This window comes from Variovorax sp. 160MFSha2.1, assembly GCF_048305075.1.
Taxonomy (GTDB): domain Bacteria; phylum Pseudomonadota; class Gammaproteobacteria; order Burkholderiales; family Burkholderiaceae_C; genus Variovorax; species Variovorax guangxiensis.
The window spans coordinates 4,016,715-4,041,284 of record NZ_CP157624.1 but is presented as its reverse complement, the minus strand read 5'-3'; the positions used below and the strand labels follow the sequence as shown (position 1 = coordinate 4,041,284).

The 24,570-nt window shown below is 69.6% G+C and carries 21 protein-coding genes; 3 read left to right on the top strand and 18 right to left on the bottom strand.

What is annotated here, in order from left to right:
- Positions 1-20 precede the first annotated feature (20 nt).
- Positions 21-974, top strand: coding sequence for a tripartite tricarboxylate transporter substrate-binding protein (locus ABL838_RS18325; protein WP_418121392.1), 954 nt, complete (start codon positions 21-23; stop codon positions 972-974).
- Positions 971-1,861 (top strand): amidohydrolase family protein, encoded by an 891-nt coding sequence (locus ABL838_RS18320; protein ID WP_418121391.1) that lies wholly within the window; start codon positions 971-973, stop codon positions 1,859-1,861. The genes ABL838_RS18325 and ABL838_RS18320 overlap by 4 nt, the downstream gene beginning before the upstream one ends.
- 92 nt (positions 1,862-1,953) lie before the next feature.
- Here the strand turns inward: ABL838_RS18320 and ABL838_RS18315 are convergent, their stop codons facing one another.
- The 8 genes from ABL838_RS18315 to ABL838_RS18280 all read right to left on the bottom strand — a co-directional run bounded on the left by ABL838_RS18315 (position 1,954) and on the right by ABL838_RS18280 (position 8,569).
- Positions 1,954-2,559 (bottom strand): hypothetical protein, encoded by a 606-nt coding sequence (locus ABL838_RS18315; RefSeq protein ID WP_418121390.1) that lies wholly within the window; start codon positions 2,557-2,559, stop codon positions 1,954-1,956.
- A 74-nt stretch (positions 2,560-2,633) separates the two neighbouring features.
- The gene (locus ABL838_RS18310) at positions 2,634-3,953 is read right to left on the bottom strand and encodes an MSMEG_0569 family flavin-dependent oxidoreductase (RefSeq protein WP_418121389.1); all 1,320 of its coding nucleotides are present in this window, start codon (positions 3,951-3,953) and stop codon (positions 2,634-2,636) included.
- A gap of 41 nt (positions 3,954-3,994) precedes the next feature.
- Positions 3,995-4,282, bottom strand: coding sequence for an MSMEG_0570 family nitrogen starvation response protein (locus ABL838_RS18305; protein WP_418121388.1), 288 nt, complete (start codon positions 4,280-4,282; stop codon positions 3,995-3,997).
- Positions 4,273-5,286 (bottom strand): sll0787 family AIR synthase-like protein, encoded by a 1,014-nt coding sequence (locus ABL838_RS18300; protein ID WP_418121387.1) that lies wholly within the window; start codon positions 5,284-5,286, stop codon positions 4,273-4,275. The genes ABL838_RS18305 and ABL838_RS18300 overlap by 10 nt, the downstream gene beginning before the upstream one ends.
- Positions 5,283-5,843, bottom strand: coding sequence for an MSMEG_0567/Sll0786 family nitrogen starvation N-acetyltransferase (locus tag ABL838_RS18295; RefSeq protein ID WP_418121386.1), 561 nt, complete (start codon positions 5,841-5,843; stop codon positions 5,283-5,285). Before ABL838_RS18295 ends, ABL838_RS18300 begins: the two co-directional genes overlap by 4 nt.
- 2 nt (positions 5,844-5,845) lie before the next feature.
- Positions 5,846-6,928: an MSMEG_0568 family radical SAM protein gene (locus ABL838_RS18290; RefSeq protein WP_418125879.1), complete on the bottom strand. Its 1,083-nt coding sequence runs from the start codon at positions 6,926-6,928 to the stop codon at positions 5,846-5,848.
- Entirely contained in the window at positions 6,891-7,943 is a 1,053-nt protein-coding gene (locus ABL838_RS18285; RefSeq protein WP_369661851.1) for a Nit6803 family nitrilase, read from the bottom strand. The genes ABL838_RS18290 and ABL838_RS18285 overlap by 38 nt, the downstream gene beginning before the upstream one ends.
- Before the next feature lie 143 nt (positions 7,944-8,086).
- On the bottom strand, positions 8,087-8,569 hold the full coding sequence (locus tag ABL838_RS18280) for an MSMEG_0572/Sll0783 family nitrogen starvation response protein (RefSeq protein WP_126022040.1): 483 nt from the start codon (positions 8,567-8,569) through the stop codon (positions 8,087-8,089).
- A gap of 355 nt (positions 8,570-8,924) precedes the next feature.
- Between ABL838_RS18280 and ABL838_RS18275 the strand changes: the two genes are divergently transcribed.
- Positions 8,925-10,334, top strand: coding sequence for a PLP-dependent aminotransferase family protein (locus tag ABL838_RS18275; RefSeq protein ID WP_126022041.1), 1,410 nt, complete (start codon positions 8,925-8,927; stop codon positions 10,332-10,334).
- Positions 10,335-10,353: 19 nt separating this feature from the next.
- Here the strand turns inward: ABL838_RS18275 and ABL838_RS18270 are convergent, their stop codons facing one another.
- From ABL838_RS18270 to ABL838_RS18225, 10 genes are read right to left on the bottom strand one after another with little or no spacing between them, the layout of a single operon-like run.
- Entirely contained in the window at positions 10,354-12,204 is a 1,851-nt protein-coding gene (locus ABL838_RS18270; protein WP_418121385.1) for an FAD/NAD(P)-binding protein, read from the bottom strand.
- Positions 12,194-13,123 (bottom strand): DMT family transporter, encoded by a 930-nt coding sequence (locus ABL838_RS18265; RefSeq protein ID WP_418121384.1) that lies wholly within the window; start codon positions 13,121-13,123, stop codon positions 12,194-12,196. Before ABL838_RS18265 ends, ABL838_RS18270 begins: the two co-directional genes overlap by 11 nt.
- Positions 13,116-16,163, bottom strand: a complete 3,048-nt coding sequence (locus ABL838_RS18260; protein ID WP_418121383.1) for an AMP-binding protein — start codon at positions 16,161-16,163, stop codon at positions 13,116-13,118. Before ABL838_RS18260 ends, ABL838_RS18265 begins: the two co-directional genes overlap by 8 nt.
- A complete protein-coding gene (locus tag ABL838_RS18255; RefSeq protein WP_418121382.1) occupies positions 16,160-17,947 on the bottom strand; it encodes an NAD(P)/FAD-dependent oxidoreductase in 1,788 nt (595 codons plus the stop codon). Before ABL838_RS18255 ends, ABL838_RS18260 begins: the two co-directional genes overlap by 4 nt.
- Entirely contained in the window at positions 17,944-18,969 is a 1,026-nt protein-coding gene (locus ABL838_RS18250) for an ABC transporter ATP-binding protein (protein ID WP_418121381.1), read from the bottom strand. The genes ABL838_RS18255 and ABL838_RS18250 overlap by 4 nt, the downstream gene beginning before the upstream one ends.
- 4 nt (positions 18,970-18,973) lie before the next feature.
- Entirely contained in the window at positions 18,974-19,990 is a 1,017-nt protein-coding gene (locus ABL838_RS18245; RefSeq protein WP_418121380.1) for an ABC transporter ATP-binding protein, read from the bottom strand.
- Complete coding sequence (locus ABL838_RS18240; protein ID WP_418121379.1) at positions 19,987-20,904, bottom strand: ABC transporter permease; 918 nt, start codon at positions 20,902-20,904, stop codon at positions 19,987-19,989. Before ABL838_RS18240 ends, ABL838_RS18245 begins: the two co-directional genes overlap by 4 nt.
- The gene (locus ABL838_RS18235; protein ID WP_126022049.1) at positions 20,901-21,878 is read right to left on the bottom strand and encodes an ABC transporter permease; all 978 of its coding nucleotides are present in this window, start codon (positions 21,876-21,878) and stop codon (positions 20,901-20,903) included. The genes ABL838_RS18240 and ABL838_RS18235 overlap by 4 nt, the downstream gene beginning before the upstream one ends.
- A 32-nt stretch (positions 21,879-21,910) precedes the next feature.
- A complete protein-coding gene (locus ABL838_RS18230; protein ID WP_418121378.1) occupies positions 21,911-22,939 on the bottom strand; it encodes a M14 family metallopeptidase in 1,029 nt (342 codons plus the stop codon).
- Complete coding sequence (locus tag ABL838_RS18225; protein WP_184637140.1) at positions 22,936-24,528, bottom strand: ABC transporter substrate-binding protein; 1,593 nt, start codon at positions 24,526-24,528, stop codon at positions 22,936-22,938. Before ABL838_RS18225 ends, ABL838_RS18230 begins: the two co-directional genes overlap by 4 nt.
- Positions 24,529-24,570: the final 42 nt, after the last annotated feature.

The window sequence follows — 24,570 nt, the reverse complement described above, 5'->3', positions numbered from 1 at the left end:
CCATAGAGGAGACGAAAATCATGCTGAACAAAAGAACGCTGATCGTGGGTGCCGTCGCAGCACTCGCCGCCCTGGCCGCTGGTGCCCAGGACTTCAGGAACCCCATCAAGATCGTCGTGCCGTTCGCGCCCGGTGGCGCCACGGATGCACTCGCCCGGCTGCTCGGGCCCAGGCTGAGCAAGGAACTGAACCAGACGGTCATCGTGGACAACCGGCCCGGCGCCAGCGGCCAGATCGGTACTGCGGCCGTCAAGGCTGCGCCCGCCGACGGCTCCACGTTCCTGCTCGCGCTCGATCATTCGGTGGTCGTGGTTCCACTGATCACGCCCACGGCGGGGTACGACGCGGTACGCGACTTCGTGCCCGTCGGCCAGGTGGCCCGCTTCCAATGGACGTTCGCGGTACCGCTGACCAGTCCCGCCAAGTCTCTTCCCGAGTTCGTGGAAATGGTCCGCAAGGATCCGCAAAGCGGCAACTATGGTGTACCGCTCCAGGGCGGTGTGCCGGACATCATCGGTGCGGCCATCACGCGCAAGGCGAATGTGAAGATGGAGTCGATCGCCTTCGGCGGTTCGGCGCAGCTGATGCCCCAGCTCATCGGAGGTCAGCTCGCCTCGGGGGTGACCGGGGAGCCGGAGGGCGTCCAGATGGCGCGTGGCGGCAAGGTCCGCATCCTGGCCATCTCGGGCGGCAAGCGCTCCTCGCTGCTGCCGGAGGTCCCAACCTTCGAGGAGCTGGGCTTCACCGGTGTCGACGTGAACAGCTTCAACGCTTTCTTCGCGCCCAAGGGCCTGTCACCGGTGCTGGCCGAGAAGTTCAACACTGCGTTGCGTGCCGTGCTCAAGGACACCGAGGTCCAGGCGCGCATCAAGGAGATGTCGCTCGATCTGGCGCCCACCGACCTGAACCAGTCTGCAGCCGAGCTGGCCAGGTCGTACGCGTTCTGGAACGATGCCGCGAAGCAGAAGAAATGACGTCCATCGCTTCGGCGGCTTCGGGGCGTGATGGCAGCATGGACGCACCCTTCTCGACCGGCACGCACGCTCCGGCATTTGCCGTGCCGGAGGGCGCCTGCGACTGTCACATGCACCTGTTCGACAGCGCGTTGCCGTATGCCGGCCCCGATGTCCTGAAGCATCCGGATGCGACGCCGCAAGACTACCGGGCGCTCCAGCGGCGCCTGGGCACGTCTCGCAACGTGGTGGTGCAGCCCTCCAGCTACGGATTGGACAACCGCGTCCTCGTGGCAGGCCTGAAAGCGTTGGGCGACAGCGCCAGGGGAGTTGCCGTCGTCGACCCGACGGCAACTGCGTCGCAGTTGCGCGATCTCGAGGACGCTGGGGTCGTCGGAGTTCGGTTCAACCTTGTACAGGCGGGTGCCACGCACGAGCGCATGCTCGAAGACGTCGCCCAACTCATCCGGCCCCTTGGTTGGCACATCCAGATCCATGCCCACGCAGCCACGCTGATCGGCCTCGCTGACCGCCTTGCTCGACTGCCGGTTCCGGTCGTGATCGACCACTATGCGCGTCTCAATGTGTTGCCGGAGCTGAGGCCAAGCCTGGAAGACAGCGTGTTCCGTCTCCTTTCCACCGGCTGCGCGTGGCTCAAGCTGTCGGCGCCGTACATTGCGTCGCCCCAGTCGACGGCCTACGAAGATCTTGAGAGTTTCGCGCAGAGGCTATCTGCCATGTACCCCGACCGGCTGGTGTGGGGAACGGACTGGCCCCATGTGACCGAGGGTGGGCACAAGCCGGACGACGCTGTGCTCATGGGGCTGCTCTCGCGATGGTTCTCTGCAGACGAAATCACCAGAATCCTGGTCGACAACCCACGCGCCCTGTACGGATTCGACATCTAGTGTTCTGTGCCAGTAATTCGCCCGCAGAGTCGCGCGAGTTTTTCAAGGATTGAATCGGCTGCGCGCTGGCCGCGGAGGGCGGGCGCCCCGGCTCAGGTGCTGCGTAGCTGTCGCGTGCCGACGGGCGTGTCGGGGCCGGTGCGCACGTTGCGCTCGATGAACTCGCGCGAGATCGCATCCACGTTCGCCGGCGCTGGCGTGTTGAAGGACATGCGGTACTTCAGCAGCTTGCCGTTGCGCACCGCGAGGTAGGTGAACGAGTCATAGGCCTTGCCGTCGCGCGAATGCACGAGGCGGAAAGAGACGGTGCGGAAGGTCAGCCCTTCGATGCGCACGTCCTTCGTCGGGCCGATCTTCGCGCTGGCATACACGCCCTGCGCGGCGGCGCGCTGCACTTCGGCGATGGTGCTTCGGAAGTGATCGTCGAACTGCGGATCGCCGACGCCCGGCTGCCAGCTGCGCTTCATGTCGTAGACGTAGACGTCGATCCAGCCGACGCTGCTCTCGAAGCGATGGCTGTTGCCCAGGCCGGCGTTCGCCGCTTCGTACGACTTGGAATTGATGTAGCGCCACTGCACACCCGTGGGCTGGGCTGGCGCGGATTCGGTCGCCCGCTCCGTGGCCGACGGCGCCGTGCCCGGAGCGCTGGCGCATGCGCACAGAAGCACGGAGAGAAACGCGGCGATCAGCAGTCTCATGAACTAGCTCCGGGAGTGGGGAAGCCGGATGCTACGTGATCGGCAAGGCAGGGTGAAGGCGTCTTCGCGACTCGCTAGGCGGCATGAAGTCCTCGCAGCGGCATCTCTTCTGTGCGCGCATCGCGGCGTTCCGTCTTCCGCCGCTCGATCGCCTCCGCGAGGAACTCCGCATCGCGCGCCACGCCCGAGAAGCGCCCCGATCCCCAGGTGTGCAGCCACGGCAGTCCGAGGAAGTAGAGCCCCGGCTCGTTCGTCACGCCGCGCAGGTGCACGGGCGCGCCGCGCCCGTTGAACACGGGCGCATCGACCCACGCGAAATCGGGTGAGAAGCCGATGCACCAGACCACGCTGGTGATGCCCGCCGCCGCGAGGTCGAGCCGCGTGCGCTCTTCCGGCGGCTCCCACACCGGCGTGTAGACCGAAGGCGGCGGCGCATCGATGCCCTGCGCGGCGATGTGCCTGTCGATCGATGCGTTGATGCGGTTGTAGGTTTCGTCTGCCTGGTCGAGGTTGTCCCGCAGGTTGGGCTGGAACTCGAAGCGGCCGCCATCGAAGCCTTCCAGCAGCCCGTACAGCTCCATGCCTTCGAGCGCGAAGCGCCGCAGGTCGATGTCGCGGCCGCCGTCGCGGCCGGTCACGTAATGGTTGGTGTTGTCGCGCACGCCTTCGCGCAGCGGATGCTCGGTGACGGGCATGTCGTAGTACTTCATGTCGGCGAGCCAGTCGACCACCTCGCGGCCCCGGTAGAAGCGCGCGCAGCGCGGCGCGTTGCCCGTTGCCAGGTGAACCTTTCGCCCGGCCAGGTGCAGGTCTTCCGCGATCTGCGCGCCCGACTGACCGCAGCCCACCACCAGCACCGCGCCTTCCGGCAGCTGCGCGGGGTTGCGATACTGCGCCGAGTGGAACTGCGCGACGTCCGTCGGCAGCTTTTCCGCCAGGCGCGGCACGATCGGCTTGTGATAGCCGCCCGAGGCCACCACCACCTGGTCGGCGGTGTAGAGGCCCGCGTCGGTCTGCACGGTGAAGCGCTCGTGTTCCCGCCCGCCGGTGCCCGGCACGCGGAACACACGCTCCACGGTCACACCCTCGATGGCCGGCGCCTTCACATGCTCGACGAAGCCCGCGAGCCACTCGTTGATCTGGTCCTTGACCATGAAGCCGTGTGGATCGCTGCCGATGTAGCCCCAGCCCGGCAGCTGGCACTGCCAGTTGGGCGTGACGAGGCAGAACGAGTCCCAGCGCTGCGTGCGCCAGGTGTGGACCAGGCTGCGCTTCTCGATCACCAGATGGTCGATGCCGCGCTGCTGCAGGCAATGGCTCAGCGACAGGCCGGCCTGGCCGCCGCCGACGATGACGACGCTGTAGTGGCTGCGTCCGCCGTAAGGGTGTGACATGGGTGCTCTTTCCTTATCTCTGTCTCTGGATGTGGGGCGGGTCAATCGTCGAAGGCGACGACGGTGACTTGCGCATCGGCTGTCGCTGAAAAGCGCGCGGCGATGCCTTCGATCTCGGCCAACTGGTCCATCGCCTGCGAACAGGCGAAGCCGTACTTCGCGCGCACCCGCTCGGAGGCAATACCCAGCGCTTCGCGTGCGCGTTGCAGAAAGTCGTCGAGGGCGTAGCGCTGGCCGGGCGCGAGGTGTTCCCGCACCACGCTGGAAGGCGAGTAGCAGCGGGTTTCGCTGGCGTCGGGCCAGCGCACGCGGAAGTGCGTCACTGGCATGCGGCGGGCTCCTGCAGCGTGGTGGACGGCTGGATGAAAGCATCGCTGCCGAAGTCCCACAGCAGCGCTTCTTCACCTCCCGCGCGCAGACGCACCTGCCGTGTGGCGTCGACCTCGCCGATCACGCCGCAGGCGATGTCGCGGGCCGAGAAGCGTGCCATCACCGCCGCGACCTGCGCGGGTGCCACGCTGAGCACGAAGCCATAGCTCGGAAACGAAGACAGCCACCGCAGCAGCGGCACGCCATCGGGCCGGGGCAGCGCGTCGAGGTCGATGCGCGCGCCGACGCCCGAGCATTCCAGCAGCATCATGGCCGTGCCCACCGCGCCGGCCATGCTGATGTCCTTGGCGGCGCAGCAAAGCCCGTCCTCGGCGATGGCTGGCAGCAGCTCCAGGTCGGCGCGCAGCCGCGAGGCGGGCGCGCGCGTCGAGGCGTTCCAGTACGGAAACGGCTCTTCGTAGGCGCCGCGCAGGTCGGTCGCCATCACGAGCAGGTCGCCCGGCTTCGCGTCGAAGCTGGTCAGCAGCCGGCGCGCATGCCCGAGGATCGCGACTGCCAGCTGCGGCTTCTCGCTGCGGTTGTTGCTGTGGCCGCCCACGATGGGCACGCCGTAGCGCACGGCCGCTTCGGCGAGTCCGCGCAGCACGTCGTCGGCCGGGTTCATGCCGGTGCTCCAAAGCGCGTCGACCACGGCCGTCGGGCGTCCGCCCATGGCGTAGATGTCGCTCACGTTGACCATCACGCCGCAGTAGCCGGCGAACCACGGCATGCGCACGATGAAGTCTTCCACCAGCCCCTCGATGGCGAACAGCAGGTAGCCGCCATGGCCGTCGGGGATGGCGGCGCAGTCGTCGCCGATCGGCACTGCCTGCGCGAGCGCGCCGTGGCCGCCGGGCAGCGAATGGCCCAGCGCCGACACCACGTCGCTGATGTCGCGCTTGTGGGCGAAGCCGCGCGTGGCGCGAAGAGCCTCGGCGATGTCATGTACATGCTGCTGCGTCATGCCAGCACCTTCGAGCGCGTGACGAAGCCGCTCAGCGGATCGTGGCAGGGCGGATACCAGCCGAGGTCGGCCCGCATGCGTGCGTGCGGGCGGCCGTGCACCGTGGTTTCCTCGAGCGCGGTCCAGCCCAGCTTCTCGAACAGCGGCACGTTCTGCATCTGCACCTGCGCGAGAAAGATCCTGCAGCCCAGCGCATGGGCGCGCGACACCGCGAGCCGGATCAGCGTCGCGCCCAGGTGCCCCTGGCTGCGGAAGGCGGGGTGCACCGCAAGGCGCGAGCCCCACCATTCGCCGGCCGCTTCGCCGCGATGGATGCGCACCGTGCCCACCACCTGGTCGGGCATGCCGCCGTTGCACGACATCGCCACCAGCAGCCGCGAATGCTCGTCGACGGCATCGCGGTCGTCGCGCGCAAAAATGCCCTGCTCGATGCAGAACACCGCGCGGCGCAGCGCCATCGCTTCGTCGCGCTCCCATTGCTGGGCGGCCTCGCGCACCAGGTACTCGACGGGTGCGTAGTGGTCCGCCATCTCGCAGAGGTCGTCGATGCACAGCATGGTCAGATTTCGCTTTCCTTTTCGTAGATCGACAACGACGAACAGGCGCCGCACTTGCCGCAGCCGGCCTTGATATCGGCCGAGCGCAGGCCCGCCGCCACCACGCGCTCGCCCAGCGGCGCGAGCAGCGACTTCATGAATTCCGGCGTGGGCGCCGGGTGGTCTTCCAGCGGCGTGCCGCTGATGGGCACGAAGGGAACGACGAAGGGGTACACGCCGCGCGCCAGCAGCTGGTCGCAGGTGTCGAGGATGGCTTCGCGCGTGTCGCCCAGCCCGGCCAGGATGTAGGTGCTGACCTGCCCCCGGCCGAACACGCCCACGGCCGCCTCGAAGGCGCTCATGTAGCGCGACACCGGCACGCTGGCCTTGCCCGGCATGATGCGTTCGCGCACCTCGGGCGTGACCACTTCCAGGTGCATGCCGAGCGTGTCGATGCCCGCGGCCTTCATGCGGTGGAACCACTGGTCGTCGTCCGGCGGCTCGCACTGGCCCTGGATGGGAATGTCGACCGCCGCCTTGATGGCGAACGCGCTCTCGCACAGCACGGCCGCGCCGCGGTCGGTGGCGTTGGGCGTGCCGGTGGTCATCACCATGTGCTTCACTCCGTCGAGCAGCACGGCGGCGCGCGCCACCTCCGCGAGCTGCTCGGGCGTCTTGCGCGCCACGGTGCGGCCGGCCGCCAGTGACTGGCCGATCGCGCAGAACTTGCAGCTCTTCCTGCGGCTCTCGTAGCGGATGCAGGTCTGCAGCACGGTGGTGGCCAGTACGTCGCTGCCATGCAGCGTGGCGATGTGCGAGTAGGGTACGCCGTCGAAGGTCTGCATTGCATAGAAGCGCGGCTGCCTCGGAAAGCTGATGCTCGCGATGGGGATGCTGCCGCGCATCACGCGGCTCACGCCGGTGGCGTCGGGCGCCTCTGCCGTGAATGGCGAGTGCCAGGCGGTCGAGGTGTGGACCGGCACCATGATCGTGTGGCCGTCCACCGTCACGGCCTTGTGGTCCGAGGGGCCCGCGCCGCCGCGCCGGCTCGCGACGCCGGCCGAGGGGTCAACCAGCCGCAACCCGAAGGACTGGAGTTCGGTCATCAGCTGCCGGCTGTCGGGCTGCTGCGTCGTCGAGGGTGTGGTCATGGTCGGGGCTCCGGTGAACGAGGGGTTGCGTGGGGTGCATGGGCACGGTGGTCTGCGCCGGCCGGTCGTTGATGGCGAGCGACAGCAGCTCCGGCCGCGCGTAGTGGCCGACCGAATCCATCATTCGCTTGCGCTTGGCGATCAGCGCCATGTCGAGGTCGGCCACCACCATGCCTTCGCCTTCGGTGAGCGGCGGCGCGAGGTGCTTGCCCTCGGGCGAGACGATGGCCGTGTGGCAGCCGCCGCGCAGCGCCTTCTGCAGGTCGGCGTCGGGCGTGACCGAGCGGACCTGCTCGTCGGTGAGCCAGCCGGTGGCGTTGACCACGAAGCAGCCCGATTCGAGCGCGTGATGGCGGATGGTCACTTCCATCTGCTGCGCGAAGACCGGCCCGACCAGCGAGCCGGGAAACTGCGCGCAATGGATCTCTTCGTGCTGCGCCATCAGGCTGTAGCGCGCGAGCGGGTTGTAGTGCTCCCAGCAGGCCAGCGCGCCCACGCGGCCGACGGCCGTGTCGACCACCTTGAGGCCGGCGCCGTCGCCCATGCCCCAGACCATGCGCTCGTGGTACGTGGGCGTGATCTTGCGGCGCTTGAGCGCCAGCGTGCCGTCGGCATCGAACACCAGCTGCGTGTTGTAGAGGCTGCCGTGGTCGCGCTCGTTCACGCCGAGCACGACGACCATGCTCCGGGCGCGGGCCCGTTCGGCCACCGCCTGCGTGACGGGGCCGGGCACGACCACCGCGCGCTCCGCCAGCCGCAGGTGCGGCGCGCCCTGCAGCACCGGCGGCAGCACGAAGCTGAAGTAGGGGTAGTAGGGCACGAAGGTCTCGGGAAAGACCGCGAGCTGCGCGCCCTTGGCAGCGGCCTCGTCGATGGCGCCGCACACCCGCTCGAGCGTGCCTTCGGGCCGCTCGAAGTCGGGCGCGATCTGGATCGCCGCGGCGCGCACGATGCGGTGAGAAGAGGTCATGGTCATCCCCTGTCCACGACGGCGAGCGCAGCGAAGCCAATTCGGGGAACACGGCAGAACCGGCTTTGCCGGGCTGCAGGTGTTGCCCCCGGCGAGGGGGTTGGCGAAGCGACACGAAGTGCGCGAAGACTGGGGGTGAGCATTTACAGCGTCCAGGTGTCGATGACGACCGCGCCGGCCTTCTTGTGCAGCAGCACGAGGTCGAGCACGTCCAACGGGTTGATCGGCGTGATGCCCTCGATCAGCGCGCCTTCCCCGTGGCCGTACAGCGCCTGCAGCGCGAAGCGGCAGGCATACACCTTGCCGCCTTCCTCGATGAACTTCGCGATCTGCTTGTTGAAGTTCTGGTGACCCGGAAAGGCCTCGTCGCCCAGCGTGGGAAAGCCGCGCTGCACGCCCAGCGTCACGCCGGGGCCGTAGAGCAGGACGGAGGTGTCGTAGCCCTTGCGCTTGAGCCGCGTGGCCTGCAGCAGGTTCACGAAACCGATCGAGCCTTCGAAGGCCACGGTGTGGAAGGTGACGAGTGCCTTCTCGCCAGGCTCTGCCTTGACGTCTTCGAACACCTTCTCTTCGTAGTCGACGAGGAACTCGCCTTTTTCGTTGCGGGGGCGGGTGACTTTGGGCATGGGGTACTCCGGGTTGGGTGGTGGGTACGCAGGTCTTGCGTGCCTTCTCCTTCGCAGGCGATGTGCCAGCGTTCCGGCGGCCTCGTGCGATCAATGCGCGATCAACACGCGGCGGCGCGGGCCGCGCGGGCGAAAAAATCTTTTGGGTGCCTTCGAACGCGGGAACGGGGCGAGCCCGGGAGGCCTGTCGCGCACCGTGACGACGCGCATTCCATGCGATCAATGCACCCGATCAATGGGGTTGATCGCACCTGATCGAAGCATTTCTCTCCCGAGGAGCGGGCGCGGTTCATGCATGTTGATCGGTGGCCGGATGCAATCAATGAATGCGATCAACTTTGCCGGAGCGCCCACCATGACCACGATCACCGCCCACTGGCGCAAGCAACTGCGCAACACCTCGCGCCCGGCCTACCTGCTGCTGGCCGACCTGATCGCGGACGACATCAAGACCGGCCGCCTCGGCGTGCGCGACCGCCTGCCCACGCTGCGCGACCTGGCCACCGAGCTCGAGCTGAACTACACGACCGTGGCGCGCGGCTACGCCGAGGCGCGCAAGCGCGGGCTGATCGACTCGCGCGCCGGCACCGGCACCTTCATCCGCTCGGGCAGCCCCAGCCTGCGGCTGCGCGGCGGCAGCGGCGCCGAGATGACGATGAACATGCCGCCCGAGCCCGACGACGAGCACCTGATGGCGCGGCTGCACGACAGCGCCAGCCGCGCCTTCGCGCAGATCGACTTCCACGACCTGCTGCGCTACCAGGATTTCGGCGGCACCGCGCACGACCGCGCTGCCGGCATGCACTGGCTGCGGCGCTTCGTGCCCGATGCCGGCATCGACCGCATCCTGGTGTGTCCCGGCATCCATGGTGTGCTGACCGCGCTGTTCTCCCAGCTCGCGCGACCGGGCGAGCTGGTCTGCGTGGAGTCGCTCACCTATCCGGGCGTGAAGGCCATCGCGGCGCAGCTCGGCGTCCAGTTGCATGCGCTGCAGATGGACGACGACGGCCCCATCGCCGACGCCTTCGAGCACGCCTGCAAGACGCTCAAGCCCAAGGCGCTCTACTGCAACCCCACGTTGCTGAACCCGACCGCCGCGACCGTCTCGCGCGCGCGGCGAGAGGCACTGGCCGACGTGGCGCTGCGCTATGCGGTGCCGATCATCGAGGACGACGCCTACGGCATGCTGCCGCGCCAGACGCCCGCGTCGCTCGCCACGCTGGCGCCGGGGCTCACGTACTACGTGAGCGGCTTTTCCAAGTGCTTCGGCGCGGGGCTGCGCAGCGCCTACGTGTGTTCGCCGACGGTGGTGCAGTCGCAGCGGCTGGCGGGCGCGATGCGTGCGACCACCGTGATGGCCTCGCCGATCACCAATGCGCTGACCACGCTGTGGGTGGAAGACGGCACGGCCGAGGAGATGCTGCAGGCCGTGCGCGCGGAATCGGTGGCGCGGCAGGCGCTTGCGGTGCGCTACCTGGGCGACAGCGGGCTGCAGGCGCACCCAGAGGGCTTTCATGCCTGGCTGCCGCTCACGCCAGGCTGGAGTCCGGTGGAGTTCGCCTCGTACCTGCGCACGCAGAACGTGGGCGTGGTGGCGAGCGCGGCTTTCTCCACCGACGGCGATCCGCCCGACGCGGTGCGCATCTGCCTGGGCGGGCCGATGTCGCGCGAGCAGTGCGACCAGGCGCTGCGGCTGATCGCCGACACGCTGGCGCATCCGATGCATCCGCATGCGACGCTTCGAGACGGCAATCACGGTGCGTGAGCGCACCGGAAGGGTGGACTCACACGGGATTGATCACTTGTTGCATCACGATCTGGGGTGCTGGCCGCTCCCACAGCGCGTCGAGCGCCGACTGGATGCTGTCGAAGACCCGCGACCGGCTCCTGGGCGAAGGCAGGTAGTGGTTGAAGTAGCGCCGGCCTTCGGTCGGCACGCCCAGCAGCGTGAGCTGGCGCACCGGCAGGCCTGTCGCGTCGACCGGATGCCCGAGGGCGTCGATGAGCGGAACCGTCATTCGTTCGTCCGCCGGAGGCGGCTGCGGCGAGCCGGCGCACAGGCCCGAGCGGCACAGCGCGGCGAGCAGTGAATCGTCCGTGGTGTCGATCGCGCCGTACCCCGCGCGTCCGTGCACCAGATGGTCGAGGCAAGCGACGAAGGGCGTCTCGAAGGCGCTCGATCGCGCCCGCCAGACGCCGAGCGCGGCGTCGCGCTCGAGCGCGGGGGCCGGGCCGAGGTCGACGCGCAGCAGGCCGGCACGCATCAGCGCCAGCCATTCGAGCCCGCGCGAGATCGGCGGCCCCACGACCAGTTGTGAGATCCGCGGCGCCACCACGTCGAAGAAACGGCGGCGAGACGCCGGCGCGAGTGTGTCGAACTCCACCGCCTGGCGGATGAAGCCGCGCAGCACGCGCAGCATTTCCACCGCGTACTTGTACGGGCTGTGCGCCTCGCCCTTGAGCGCCTCGTCCACGTCGAAGCGCAGGCGCGCTGCAAAGGCTGCGCTGAATTCCGCGCCGCTGCGCGGCGAAGGCGCGGGCCTGGGGACGGATTCCGATGCAAGCAGCGTTTCAGGCGAGAACCCGGCCATCGATGGCAGGGTCTTCTCGCACAAGGCCTTCACTTCGGCAGGCGCTAGCAGGGCGAGCACGCGCCGGCAAGCCGCCGCCGCGTCCGCGCCTTGCGACAGCGCCATCGCTCGCATCAGGTAGGCCGCGCGCATCTCGGCCGAGAGCACGGTCAACAGGTCTTCCTCGAGCAGCAAGCCTTCGGGCCCGCGTGCCGCGCGCCGCAGGGCCAGGTAGGCATCGGTGCAGAAGATCGGCGCGAAGCTGCCCGACAGGTCGAGCGATTGCGCCGGCCGGCACGCGAACGGCATGCCGCTGCGGGAGTGCACGAACATGACGGGCTCACGGCCGCTCGGCAAGTACTGCAGCATGCCGTCGTCCTCGCGCACGAAGCGGCCGCCACGGCCCGTGGTGAGCGCCGCCACCACGTCCACCGCCACCAGGCCGGTGCCCGAGATGCCCACCGCAGACCCGGCCTCGATGCGCGCCTGCAGCGGTGCCGGCGGGTAGGGGGCCATCGGCCTTGCAGGCGATGCCGGCCGTTCGCCGCCGGAACGTGCCAGACCATGGCCGGTGCAGAGGAAGACGTGATCCACCGTGAGCGCCGAACCGCCGCCCAGACGCACGTGCACCCGCTCGTTGGCCACGAGCGAGACATCGAGCGCGCGATGGCGCACCTCCGAGATTCGAAGATGCGAAGGCGCGTTGTTGCACAGCACCGCGTACACGTGCCGCAGGTAGGCGCCGAAGAGCGCGCGCGGCAGGAAGCCGTTGGGGTCGGCTGCGATGTCGCGCTCTTCGCGCAGCCAGTCGATGAACGACATCGCGCCCGTGAGCGGCGCTTCGCCGAAATGGCGTGCGCTGAAGCTGTCGAGCTGACCGGTGACGGTGTTGAGCAGCAGGAAGTCTTCCTGCTGCGGCTTGTGCAGGCCTGGGCCCGGCTCGTCGGGGTCGATCACGTGCACGGTGAGCGCGAGCCGTGGCTGCCGGCGCGCGGCGGTGACCAGCCGGTCGAGTACCGCCAGGCCCCAGGGGCCGGCGCCGACGATCGCGATCTCAACCCGCACGGCGCAGCTCCCCGTCGGGCCTGCCCGGCAGCGTGACCAGCATCACCCCGGCGACGATCAGCGCGCTCGCGGCCAGCAGGCTCCAGCTCAGGGGCTCGGCGAGAAAGACCACGCCGAACGCCACGCTCACCAGTGCCCGCAGATATGCGTTGCTGGTGGTGGTGACCGGGCCCAGCGTGCGAATCAGCCTGAAGAAGATCACGCTGGCCAGCGCGGTCGACAGCACCGCGAGGGCCAGCAGTGCCAGCGTGGCCTCGAGGCTTGGCGTGAGCGTCCAGGGCCGGTCCATGGCCAGGCTGAAAGGCAGCATGGTGAGGCCGCCGCACAGCAGCGAGCCGGCCGCGGTGACCACGGCGGGCTGGTCGCCGAAGCGATGGCCGAACACAGCCCCGCACGCATACGACGCGCTCGCCCCCAGGACCGCCATGACCGCGAGAAAGTCGCTGCCGCCCAGCGCAGCGTGGGAGCCGAGGCCGGCGATCCCGGCGACGCCCGCAAGGCCGAGCAGCACGCCCACGAACTTCGTGAACACGAAGGGCGCCGAGCCGACGACGAACACCGACAGCATGAAGGCGAACAGCGGCACCGTGGCGTTGAGCACGCCCGCGAGCCCGCTTGCGATGTGCTGCTCGCCCCAGCCGATCAGCGTGAACGGCAGCGCGCCCTGCAGCAGCCCCTGCACCCAGAGCGCCCCCCAGCGGCCGGGGCGCGTCGGGAGCGTGAAGCCCTTCGCCAGGGCCAGCGCCGTCAACAGCGCGCCGCCGAGCAGGATGCGCGCCGCAGCCAGCGTGGCCGGCGGATAGTCGGCCACTGCCACCTTGATCAGCGTGAAGGAGCCGCCCCAGAGGATCGCGAGCAGCACCAGCAGCATGTATTCGCCCGGCGGCGCCGGGGCCCTTGTCCCTTGTTTCTCAGGCATGGCTCAGCGCCTCCAGGTGTGAGCAGTAGTCGGTGAAGCACTCCTCGATCTCCGAGGGCGAAAGCAGGCCGGCGCGGTACTGGAACTCGACGTGCGTGGCGTCGTGCCATCCGCGGATCAGCATGAGCAGGTCGTACTTCAGCCGGTAGCCGCGATCGGCGTGCCGCGGCGTCGCAAGTCCGGGCGCGTCGCCATCGGCCTGGGGCATGAAGTTGAGCGAGAAGCCGGTCAGCGGGTTGCGGTCTGCGCCGGGCGGCAGGCCGAGTTCGTCGAGCACCTGGTCGAACTGGAAGTCCTGGTGGCGCGCGGCCAGCGCGATGCCGTCGCGCACGCGCTCGACGAGCTGCCCGGGCGACAGCGCACCCAGCCCCGTGACGCGCAGCGGCACCAGGTTGATGAAATCGCCGATGGCCTGCGCGACCTGCGGGTGGGCACGGCCGGCCAGCGGCGTCACGACCACGAGGTCGTCGCATTCGGTCAGCGCCGCGAGCCAGCGGAAATACGCGCCCACGTACAGCACATAGGGCGTGCACTTCAGGCGCCGCGCCGCCGCCACGACCGCATCGCGCAGCGTGCCGCGCACGGCGGCCTCGATGGCATGGCAGCGTTGCGGATCGTCGCAGCGCAGCCTGTCGGGCAGGTAGCGGTGGCGGTAGGGCGCGGCGAGCAGCTCGCGGAAATGCGAGCGCGCGGCCTGTGCCGAGGCGTTGCGCGCGCCGGCCCAGGCCGCGATGTCGCGCATCGACGGCGGGGCATCCGTCGTCCAGGGTCGGCCCGCGAGCCGGGCGGCCAGCTCGCGCCCGAGCAGGCCCTGGCTCGTGCCGTCGCTGACCAGGTGGTGGACGGTCCATAGCAGCCGGCGCCGCCTGCCGGGCAGGACGAGCAGGGTCGCGCGGAACAGCGGCGCGTCGGAGAACAGCGCGATCTCCGCCTCGCCTTCGGCCACGCACAGCGCGTCGATGCGGCGCGCCAATGCCTCCGCGTCGAGGGCGCTCAGGTCGCACAGAGCCACAGGAACGTCTTCCGTCGGCACGATCGACTGGCGCACGGCTCCTTCCTCGTCATGGCCGAAGCGCAGGCACAGGCTGTCGTGGCGCAGCGCGATCTCGGTCAGCGCGCGGCCCACCGAGTAGGCATCGACGCCGTCGGGCAGCTCGAACAGCGCGACCATGTTGCACCAGTTGCGGTTGCCGCCCGCGCAGAAGGTGCGGAAGTAGCGCCGCTGCTGCGGGCTCAGCGCGAACCAGCGGGTGCGCGGGGCGGGCGGGATCGGCGCCGGCGCAGCCGAACCGGCCTCCTGCAGCTGCCGCGCCAGCTCGCGCGCGGTGGGCGCGTGCATCAGCAGCAGCGGCTGCGCATGCACGCCGAGCCGTGCTTCGAGCTCGGCGCACAGCCGCATCGCCGCGAGCGAATCGCCGCCGAGCGCGAAGAAGTCCTCGTCGACGCCGACATGCGCCTGCCGCAGCACCCGTGCAATCGCGTCGGCCACGCCGAGCGCGAGCTCGTCGGCATCCGCGTCGGAGGCGGCGGCGGCGTCCGCGCGCGGCGCAGGCGCGGGCAGGCGTGCGCGATCCAGCTTGCCGTTGGGCGTGAGCGGCAGCGCATCGAGCGCGATCAGGTGGCTCGGAATGGCCGCCGCAGGCAAGCGCTCCGCGAGGAAAGGGCGCAGGCTCCGGCGCACGGCCTGTGCATCGGCCCGCGTGCTGAAGTAGCCCACGAGCTGCGCGCAGCCTTCCTCGTTCGTCACGCACACCACGGCCGCGTCGGTCACCGATTCGTGCGACTGCAGCACCGCCGCGACGCCCGCGGGCTCGATGCGGGTGCCGAGGATCTTCACCTGATGGTCCTTGCGTCCGCGCAGGTGCAGCGCACCCTGCGCGTCCAGAAAGCCGAGGTCGCCGCTCAGGTAGGCCGGCTGCCCGTCGAGCACGATGAAGCGCGCGGCCGAGGGCTCCTCCGGGTCCAGGTAGCCCAGCGAGCGGTGCACCGTGCGGATCGCGACCTCGCCGGGTTCGCCCGGTTCGAAGGGCTGCCGCGCCTCGTCGAGGATGCGCACGTCGACCCCGGGCAGCGGCAGGCCGCAGCACTGGATGCCCTCGGGCGCCGGGTCGGGCACGCGGGAGCAGAACTTGGCGAGCGTGGTTTCGGTCGGCCCGTACAGGTTGTAGACCGCGCTCGAAGGAAACGCCGCGCGCCAGCGCCCGACCAGCGCACTGCCCAGCGGTTCGCCCGCGAACAGCGTGTGGCGCAGCGTGGCGTTGCGCGCGCCCGCGGGCAGCGCCGCCAGGCAGGCCTGCGCCAGCGACGGCACCGTGTGGAGCACGCTGACGCCCATCCTGGCGAGCCAGTCCGGCACTTCAGCCGGTGTCGGCGGGGCGTCTGCCGGTGGCAGGCAGCCGGTCACGCCCGCGACGACCGGCAGCAGCAGGTCGCGCAGCACCACGTCGAACGACAGGCGGGTGAGCACACCCACGCGGTCGCCGGGCTGGAGGCCGAGCATGCCGGCTTCCCAGGCCAGGAAATGCGCAAGGCCGCCGCGCCGCCCGAGGATGCCCTTGGGCCGCCCGGTCGTGCCGGAGGTGAAGAAGATGTAGCAGCCCGCATCGGGCGCGATCTCCGGCAGGCCCAGGTCGTCGAGCGTCCACCCGGCCTGCGGCGATGCGGCGCCCGCGACGCGCCGGATGCCGTCGGCCCCGAGCGGCGACTGCATCGCGAACTCGATGGCCAGCGTGGCGGCCGCCGCGTCCAGCATCGCCTGCTTGCGCGCCGGCGGCAGCGCCGCGTCGACCGGCACGGCGACCACGCCCTCGAGCAGGCAGCCCACGAGCATCGCCGCCAGTCCGCGCGAAGCCATGCCATGCAGCACCACGCGCTCGCCAGCCTCCACGCCTTGCCGGCGCAGCAGCGACACCTGCGCGACCACGAGCGCCGCGAAGTCGTCGCGCCTCATGGCGCCTTCGTCGTCGATCCAGAGCGTCGCCGCACCGGTGCGCAGGCCGTCGCGCAGCAGCGCGGTGAGCGATGGTTGCGGCGCGTTCACAGTGTCACCTCGAACACGTCGGCAAAGCGGCGTGGGTGGTAGAGCGTGTGCATCGCATGTGGGCGTGCCTCCAGCGCGCAGGCCACGGCCTCCGCGACGGCCGGCGACTGCGCGAAGCCGCCGGTGTTGTGGCCGCCGCTGAGCACCATCTTGCCGCCTGCGTCCGCTTCCTGAACTTCGAGCACTCCCAGGCCCGAGGGCGTCCAGGGCCGCACGCAGAAGCCCGGACGCTCGCCGAGCATGCCGGACTCCCTGGCACGCCTGAACTTGTCGCCGAAGAGTTCCTCCGCCGTTTCCATCACGCAGCGCGCGAGTTCTGGCAGGTCGGCCAGGCGCACGTCCTCGGCCGAGGCGCCGACGAAGCCGTGCCCCGAACTGCAGTGCAGCACAGGCCGGCCGGCGGCATCGCGCCCGGGCACGACGTTGGCGCCCTGGGCCGCCTCGCTGCTGCCGAAGGCGCGCCGGCGCACCTTGAGCGGCGTCTGCAGCGGCGTGCCATCGTTAGGCAGCGTGACCCACATGCCGACCATCGCGCCGATGGCGGGCAGCCCCGCCGTCCTCGCGGCAAGGGTGTGTGCCTGCGCGCCGGGGGAGAGTACATAGTGGTCGGCCCGCCGCAAGGCATCGTTGACGACGATGCCTGTCACCGCGCCCGAACCGGCATGCCGCACCTCGCTCGCCTCATGCTGCCAGTGGAAGCGCGCGCCGAGGCGCTCGAGCAGCCCGATCAGGTTGCGGCAGAACGAGACGATGTTGAGCGAGAACCCTTGCACATCGAGCGCTCCCGCGATCGCTCCCTCGTCGATCGCGCTGCCCAGCGCGGGCTCGCGCTCGCGCAACCGCGTGAGCGGGACCGTGCCGATCAGCGCACCGATCTCGGCCTCGGCCGTCTGCGCCGCGCGCAGGGACGCTTCGCTCGGGTAGATGCGCAGCAGCCGGCCGACGTGGTGTGTCTCGCGCAGCAGCTCCGGATAGAGGCTGAAGAGCTCGCGCCACAGCCGGTGGCTCTGCCGGTTGAAGCCGACGATGTCGTTGCCATAGAGCAGCGCCGCCCAGGGCGGCACCTGTTCGAGCTGGTCGATCCAGCGGCGGTCGGCGTCCGACATCGTCTGGTAGTCGCGCGACAGCCAGCCGTCCCGCGAAATTCCAAGGCGGAAGCGCGGCGTGTCCTGCGGCGTGTAGAGCGGCGAACAGGCCAGGTGATGGCGCGACTCGTTGTACGAGAAGATGCGCGCGTCCCTGCCGCCGAAGGTCGCGCCGGCGCGCTCGGCGTGCGGCGTGTCGCCCCGGCGCGGATCGGCCATGCGGTCGTACACCGACACGCGATGGCCGCGCCGGCACAGCGTCAGCGCAGTGACCAGGTTGACGACGCCCGCGCCGACCAGCATCACCTCGCCCGGCGCACCGGCCACCGCCTCGGCGGACGGCCCATGCCTCGGCCGGCACATGGATTCCGCAAGCACGAAGGCTTCGTACTCGGCGCGCTCCCAGTTCGATCCGGTCACGAAGGCGCAGCGCCCTTGGAGCGTCGACGGATCGATGGCGACCCGCGAGGCCGAGAGGCCGCAGAAGATGAAGCGGCAGCCGGGGAGCCCGGCCGCGATGGCCGAGACCGCCTCGTACTGCGCCTCGCGCGCGATCACCACGTCGGGCGCGAGCGCGGCGAGCTCCGCGGCGACCTGGTGCGGCGCCTTGGCCGCGAGGTCGGGCCTCAGCACGATGTTGCGCGCCACGAAGACATCGGCCGATGCCCGCGCGAGCCAGCACATGACGACGATCTTCATGCGCCACCCGCCCGGTCGACCAGGTGGCACGCGACCCAGCGGTCGCCGGCGACTCGCGCGAGCGCGGGCACCTCCTCGGCGCAGCGGCGCGTGGAGCGCGGGCAGCGCGGGTGGAAATGGCAGCCGCGCGGCGGATTCAGGGGAGAGGGAATCTCTCCCCGGATCGCCACGAACGTCTTCTTGCGCACCTCCAGCTTCGGCGCCTCGGACAGCAGGCCTTCGGTGTAGGGGTGCAGCGGCTGCTCGAACAGCGCGTCCGCGCCGGCCGATTCGACCACCCGCCCGAGGTACATCACGACCACCCGGTCGCTGATGTGCCGCACCACGCCGAGGTCGTGGCTGATGAACAGGTAGGTGAGGGCGAGTTCCTCGCGCAGCGCCATGAACAGGTTGATCACCTGGGCCTGGATGGAAACGTCGAGCGCCGCCACCGCCTCGTCGCAGATCAGCAGCCGGGGCTGCACGGCCAGCGCCCGGGCGATGCCGATGCGCGCGCGCTGGCCGCCCGAGAACTGGTGCGGGAAGCGCCGCATGAAGCCGGCGTCGAGCCCGACCTTGCGCATCAGCGCCGCCACGAGTTCTTCCTGATCCTTCGCGTCGATCAGCCCGTGCGCCACGGGTGCCTCGCCGATGATCTGGCGCACGCGCATGCGCGGGTTCAGGCTCGCATAGGGGTCCTGGAAGATCATCTGCACGCCGAGCATGTCGCGCCGGTGCTCGGCAGCCGAGAGCCGCCGCCTGCGCAGCTCGGCGTCCTCTCCCTGCCACCAGCGCTCGCCTTCGCTCAGCGCCTGCAGGCCCGCGGCCATGCGTCCGAGCGTGGACTTGCCGCAGCCCGACTCGCCCACCAGCCCGACGACTTCGCCGGGACGCACCGCGAGCGAAACGCCGTCGACGGCATGGACGGTGCGCGCGGGCGCCTGGGCGCCGAAGAGGCGCGCGATCTTCGCCGCGGCATCGGGCTTGCGGACGAAACGCTTGGAGCTGGCGCGCAGCTCGAGCAACGGGGTGACGGATTCCATGGTGTCAGTTCGCGATCGCGGCGGAGGAGGAGGGCAGGGGAGTCGGATGGAAGCAGCGCAGCCGGCGGCCGTCGAGCGCCACTAAGGGCGGCTCGTTGCGGCAGACGACATCGGCGTTGGCGCAGCGCGCCTGGAATGCGCAGCCCTGGGGCAGCGCGAGCAGCGAAGGCGTCATGCCGGGAATCTGCTGCAGCGGACGTCCGCGCGGGTTGCGCGACGGGGCGCTCGCGATCAGCCCTCGCGTGTACGGGTGGCGCGGCCGGTCGAGCACCTCGGCCACGGGGCCCTGTTCGACGATGCGCCCGGCATACATCACGCTGACCGTGTCGGCCAGGCCCGCCACCACCGACAGGTCGTGCGAGATCCAGATCAGCGCGGTGCCCGACGCCCGGCACAGGGCCTGCATCTCCGCGAGGATCTGGCCTTGCACCGTGACATCGAGCGCGGTGGTTGGCTCGTCCGCGATGATCACGTCGGGCTCGTTGAGCAGCGCGATGGCAATCGCCACGCGCTGGCGCATGCCGCCCGAGAACTGGTGCGGGTAGGCCAGCAGACGCTCGTGCGGCGACGCGATGCCGACTTTCACGAGCGCGGCGGCCGCGCGTTCGCGCGCTACGCGCTCGCTGACCTTGTGATGCGCGCGCACCGCCTCGATCATCTGCGTGTCGATGCGAAGCACCGGGTTCAGCGTCATCATCGGATCCTGGAAGATCATCGCGACGCGGTTGCCGCGCACGCCCTGCAGCGCGCGCGGCGACAGGCTCCGCAGGTCGAGCACCTCGCCGGTGCGCAGCGCCAGGCGCAGGCGGCCCGCCACCACGCGGCCCGGCGGGTCGATCAGGCCGATCAGCGAGTAGCCCGTCATCGACTTGCCGGAACCCGATTCGCCGACCAGGCCCATGATCTGCCCGCGTTCGATGGAAAAGGACACGTCGTCCACGGCCTTCACGATGCCCGCGCGCGTGGCGAACTGCGTCTTCAGGCCCTCGACGAGCAGGACGGGGTGAGAGGCGTTCGTCATTGCTTCTGCAGCCGTGGGTTCGACACGTCCCGCAGCTGGTCGGCCACGAGGTTGATCGCCAGGATCGTGAGCAGCAGCAGGATGCCGGGATAGAGCGACATCCAGTACTTGCCCGCGAGCAGGTATTGCTGGCCGTTGGCGATCAGCAGCCCTAGCGAGGGCTCGGTGATCGGCACGCCCAGGCCAAGGAAGGACAGCGTGGCCTCCAGCGAGATCGCGTTGGCCACCTGCAGCGCGGCCACCACGATCACCGGCGGCAGGCAGTTGGGCAGCAGGTGCCGCAGCACGATGCGTGCGTCGCCCAGTGCCAGGCCCTGCGCCGCCTCGATGTATTCCTTCCTGCGCTCGACCAGCGCGGCGGCGCGAACGGTACGCGCGTAGTAGGCCCATTGCACCGCCACCAGCGCGATCGCGACGTTGCCTACGCCGGGCTTGAGCAGCGTGATCAGCACCAGCGCGACCAGGATCGCGGGAAACGACAGCTGGATGTCGACGATGCGCATGAGCAGCGCATCGAGCCGCCCGCCGGTGTAGGCCGCGAGCAGGCCCAGGACGGTGCCGAGCGACAGCGCCGCGATCGTGGCCACCACGCCGATGCCCAGCGAGATGCGCAGCCCGTAGAGCATGCCCGAGAGCATGTCGCGGCCCTGGTCGTCGGTGCCCAGCAGGTAGAGCTTGCCGGGGCCGGACGCATGGTCGGCACCGTGCGAGCCGGGCGGCAGGCGCGAGTCGAGGATGTTGAGCTGGGCCAGGTCGTACGGGTTCTGCGGCGCGAGCAAGGGCGCGAGCAGGGCGGCGAGCAGCAGCCCGAGCAGCACGGCTGCGCCGAGCACTGCGAGCCTGGAGTGGGCGTACTGGCGCAGCAGCCGGCGCAGCGGGGATTCGTCGTCTTCGGTCATGGTCGTTTTCTTCATGCGCCTTGTTCGTCGAGGCGAACGCGCGGGTCGAGGCTCGAGTACGCGATGTCCACGAGCAGGTTGAGCAGGGTGAACATCGACACCACCACCAGCAGGTAGGCGACGATCACCGGGCGGTCGAGCGAGGAGATCGATTCGATGATCAGCTTGCCCGCGCCAGGCCAGACGAAGATGGTTTCGGTCACCGCGGCGAACGCCACCAGCGCGCCGAACTCCAGCGCCACCACCGTCACGATCGGCACGAGGATGTTCTTGAGCACATGCACACCCACCACGCGCGCCGGAGCGAGGCCCTTGGCACGTGCGAACTTGACGTAGTCCTGCGTCAGTGCCTCGTGCGTGCTGGCCCGGGTCAGCCGCGTGACCAGCGCGAGCTTGAAGAGCGCGAGGTTCACGGCAGGCAGAAGCAGGTGCTTCCAGCCCTCCAGGCTGAAGACCGACAGCGACAGCCCAAGCACTTCGCGCGTCGGTCCGCGTCCGCCGGCGGGCAGCCAGGCCAGTTGCACCGCGAATACGACGATGAGCATCAGTCCGACCCAGAAGGTCGGCAGCGAGAAGCCCAGGATCGAGCCGGTCATGATGCTCCTGCCGATCCACGACTGAGGCCGAAGCCCCGCCCAGAGGCCCAGCGGCACGCCGAGCGCGATCGCGATCAGCATCGCGACACAGGCGAGCTCCAGCGTGGCGGGCAGCCGTTCGAACACCAGCGCGATCGCGGGCACGCCGTGGACGAAGGAGTTGCCCAGGTCCCCGTGCAGCGCGTGCCGCAGGAAGTTCCAGTACTGCAGCGGCAGGGCCTGGTCCAGGCCCATGGCCTGCACCAGCCGCGCGCGCTCGGCCTGATCGGCGTCCATGCTGATCAGGATGTCGGCCGGATTGCCGATCAGGTAGACGCTGGCGAACACCAGCATCGACATCGCCAGAAGTACGCCGACGCTCTGCGCCAGGCGGCGGATCACATAAGCCAGCATGATGGTCCCGTGCTGATGGATGCGCGCACGGCCTACAGCGCGTGCGAGGGCACGCGCTGCATCAGGTAGCCGAGGCAGTCCTGGCGGATGGCGCGCAGGTCGCGGGTGAACATTGCGGCGACGGCCTGGGTCGAGAGACAGACGTCGGCGCCCTTGCGCACCAGCATGCCCGCCATCGCCTCGCCGTCGAGCCGGTAGGCGCGCAGCGGCTCGACGTCGGGGTGCGAGAGCGTGGTGGCGATCACGTGTCCGGGCTCGAGCGCCTGGAAATTGAAGGACTCGATCTCGGGCGGCAGCTGCAGGTCGGCGGCCTCGCCGTCGCAGCTCAGCGTGAGGCCCTCGGCGACCTTGAGCATCGCGAAGGCCTGGAAGATGTCGAGCGCCTTCGCGTCGTCGTGCGCCGTGCCCTCGCCTAAATCATCCGCGAGACAGCGCTCGATCAGCTTCGCAGCCTGCGCCACGCCTTGCGCGTTGCCGATCTCGCCGCACTCGCAGCACACCGTGGGACATATCGGCGTGAAAGCGGCGCCCAGCGACTGCGGCGCCTGGATCAGGACGGCCAGCGGCGAGAACATGCGCGCGAGCCGCAGATGCTCGGCGCCCGTGGCGCTCAGGCAGGAATAGAGCGGGTTGCGTCCCGAGTTGTTGTGCAGGTCGATGGCGAGGAAGACTTCGCGCTCGCGCATGGCGTCCATCACGCGCGCGGCCATGTGCTGGTGCGGCGTGGCCGGCGCGCTGCGCGGCCAGATGCGGTTGTAGTCCGGCTGGTCTTCCAGCCGGCGAACGCCCGCCCGTGCGGCTTCGACGTTGCCCACGAAGATCGAGAGCGCACGAGGCAGCGGGCGGCCTTCGTATCTTGAGAGCACCGACTGCAGCGCGAGCAGTCCCACGTCCTCGTTGCCGTGCAGCAGCACCGAGACGAAGACGGGCCGCGGCTGAAGGCCGGGCAGGTGAATCAACGCCGGGGAGGGCACGACCTGGTGGAGCGTGCGCGCCGAAGCGCTCATGAATCCGGATGGCAGGTGATCGAGCACCAGCGGGAGGCTGGACATTCCGCTCACTTGCGGTCCTCCACTTCGGCGCGGACCTGCTGGGCCAGCGTGAACTCGTCGACGCGCGGCACTATGGTCAGTCCCTTGCGCGCGGCCCAGGTCGACACCTGGTGATAGAGCGGGATGATCGCGTAGTCCTTCTTCAGCGCGAGTGCGGTGGCCTTCTGCAGCAGGGCCTCGCGCTTCGCGTCGTCCACCGTGTTGAGCGCTTCGTTCAGCAGCGCGTCGAACTGCGGATTGCTGTAGCTGCTCCAGTTGGTCGCGCCCATGCCGCGTTCCCTGTCGGGCGTGGCGAGCAGGCCGCGAAGGGCCCCGGAGGGCTCGCCGCCGCCCACGCCCCAGCCGAGCAGGCCGAAGCCCAGTTCCTTCTTCGACGCGCGCCCGACGTAGGTCGCCATCGGCGAGACCTGGACCTTGGTCACGATGCCGCCGCGGGTGAGCATCTGGCCGATGGCCTGCGTGACCTGCTTGTCGTTGACATAGCGGTCGTTCGGGCCGAACAGCGTGAGACCGAAACCCGCCGGATAGCCCGCCTCGGCGAGCAGCTTCCGCGCGCCCTGCACATCGACGCTGTCGGGCTTGAGCTCGGGGTTGAAGCCGAACATGCCGTTCGGGGCCAGGTTGCCGGCAGGCACGCCGAGCTGATCGAGCACGCGCTCGGCGAGCACTGCGCGGTCGATCAGCAGGGAGATCGCCTGGCGCACGCGCGCATCCCTCATCGGATTGCGCTCGAGCGGTTTTCCGTCCTTGTCCGTGACGAAGGGCGAGGTCTCGCGATGATCGGTATAGAGGAACATCACGCGGCTCGACACCTTGGTGAAGACGCGCAGGTCCTTGCGCTGGCGGAACTGGGAGACCAGGTTGGCCTGCACGTTCTCGACCACGTCCACGTCGCCCGACAGCAGTGCCGACATGCGCGCCGATTCGGCCGGCAAGGCCCGCAGCGTGACGCCAGACCACATCGGCTTGTCGCCCCAGTACCCGTCGAAGCGCGCGAACTGCACGCCGGTGCCGGGCGTGAACTTCACCAGCCTGAAGGGGCCCGTGCCGGCCTGTACCTTCGCCTGGTTGAAGTCGTCGCTGGTGGCTTTCTCGGCCGCCTTCTTCGAGACGATGAAGATGCGTGTGAGATCGTTAGGCAGCAGCGGTGCGGGCGTGGCGGTCGTCAGCTGCAGCGTGAGGCGGTCGACGATCTTCTTGCCCGTGATGGAGCGCGTATAGGCGGAGAACGAGCTCGGGCTGTTGACGATGGTCGCGGGTCGCTCGAGCGAAAACACCACGTCCTGCGCGGTGAGCGGGCTGCCGTCGTGGAACTTCACGCCGTCGCGCAGCTTGAACTCCCAGGTGGTGTCGTTGATGGCGCGCCACGAGGTCGCGAGCGCGGGTGTCAGGCGCGCATCGGCGTCGAGCGCGACGAGGGTCTCGTAGGCATGGCTCACCACCGCGCTGATCGCATCGTTGTTGACGAAATGCGGATCGACAGACGAAGGATTGCTGCTCAGGCCGATACGCAGTTCCTGCGCATTGGAAAGGCATGCGAGGCATGCGAGAAGCGCACCGCACAGCAGTGCGCGCCAGTGACGCAGGATCGGTCTCATGGGTTCTGTCTCCGTTGGAATTCAGGTTGTCGCAACGGATGG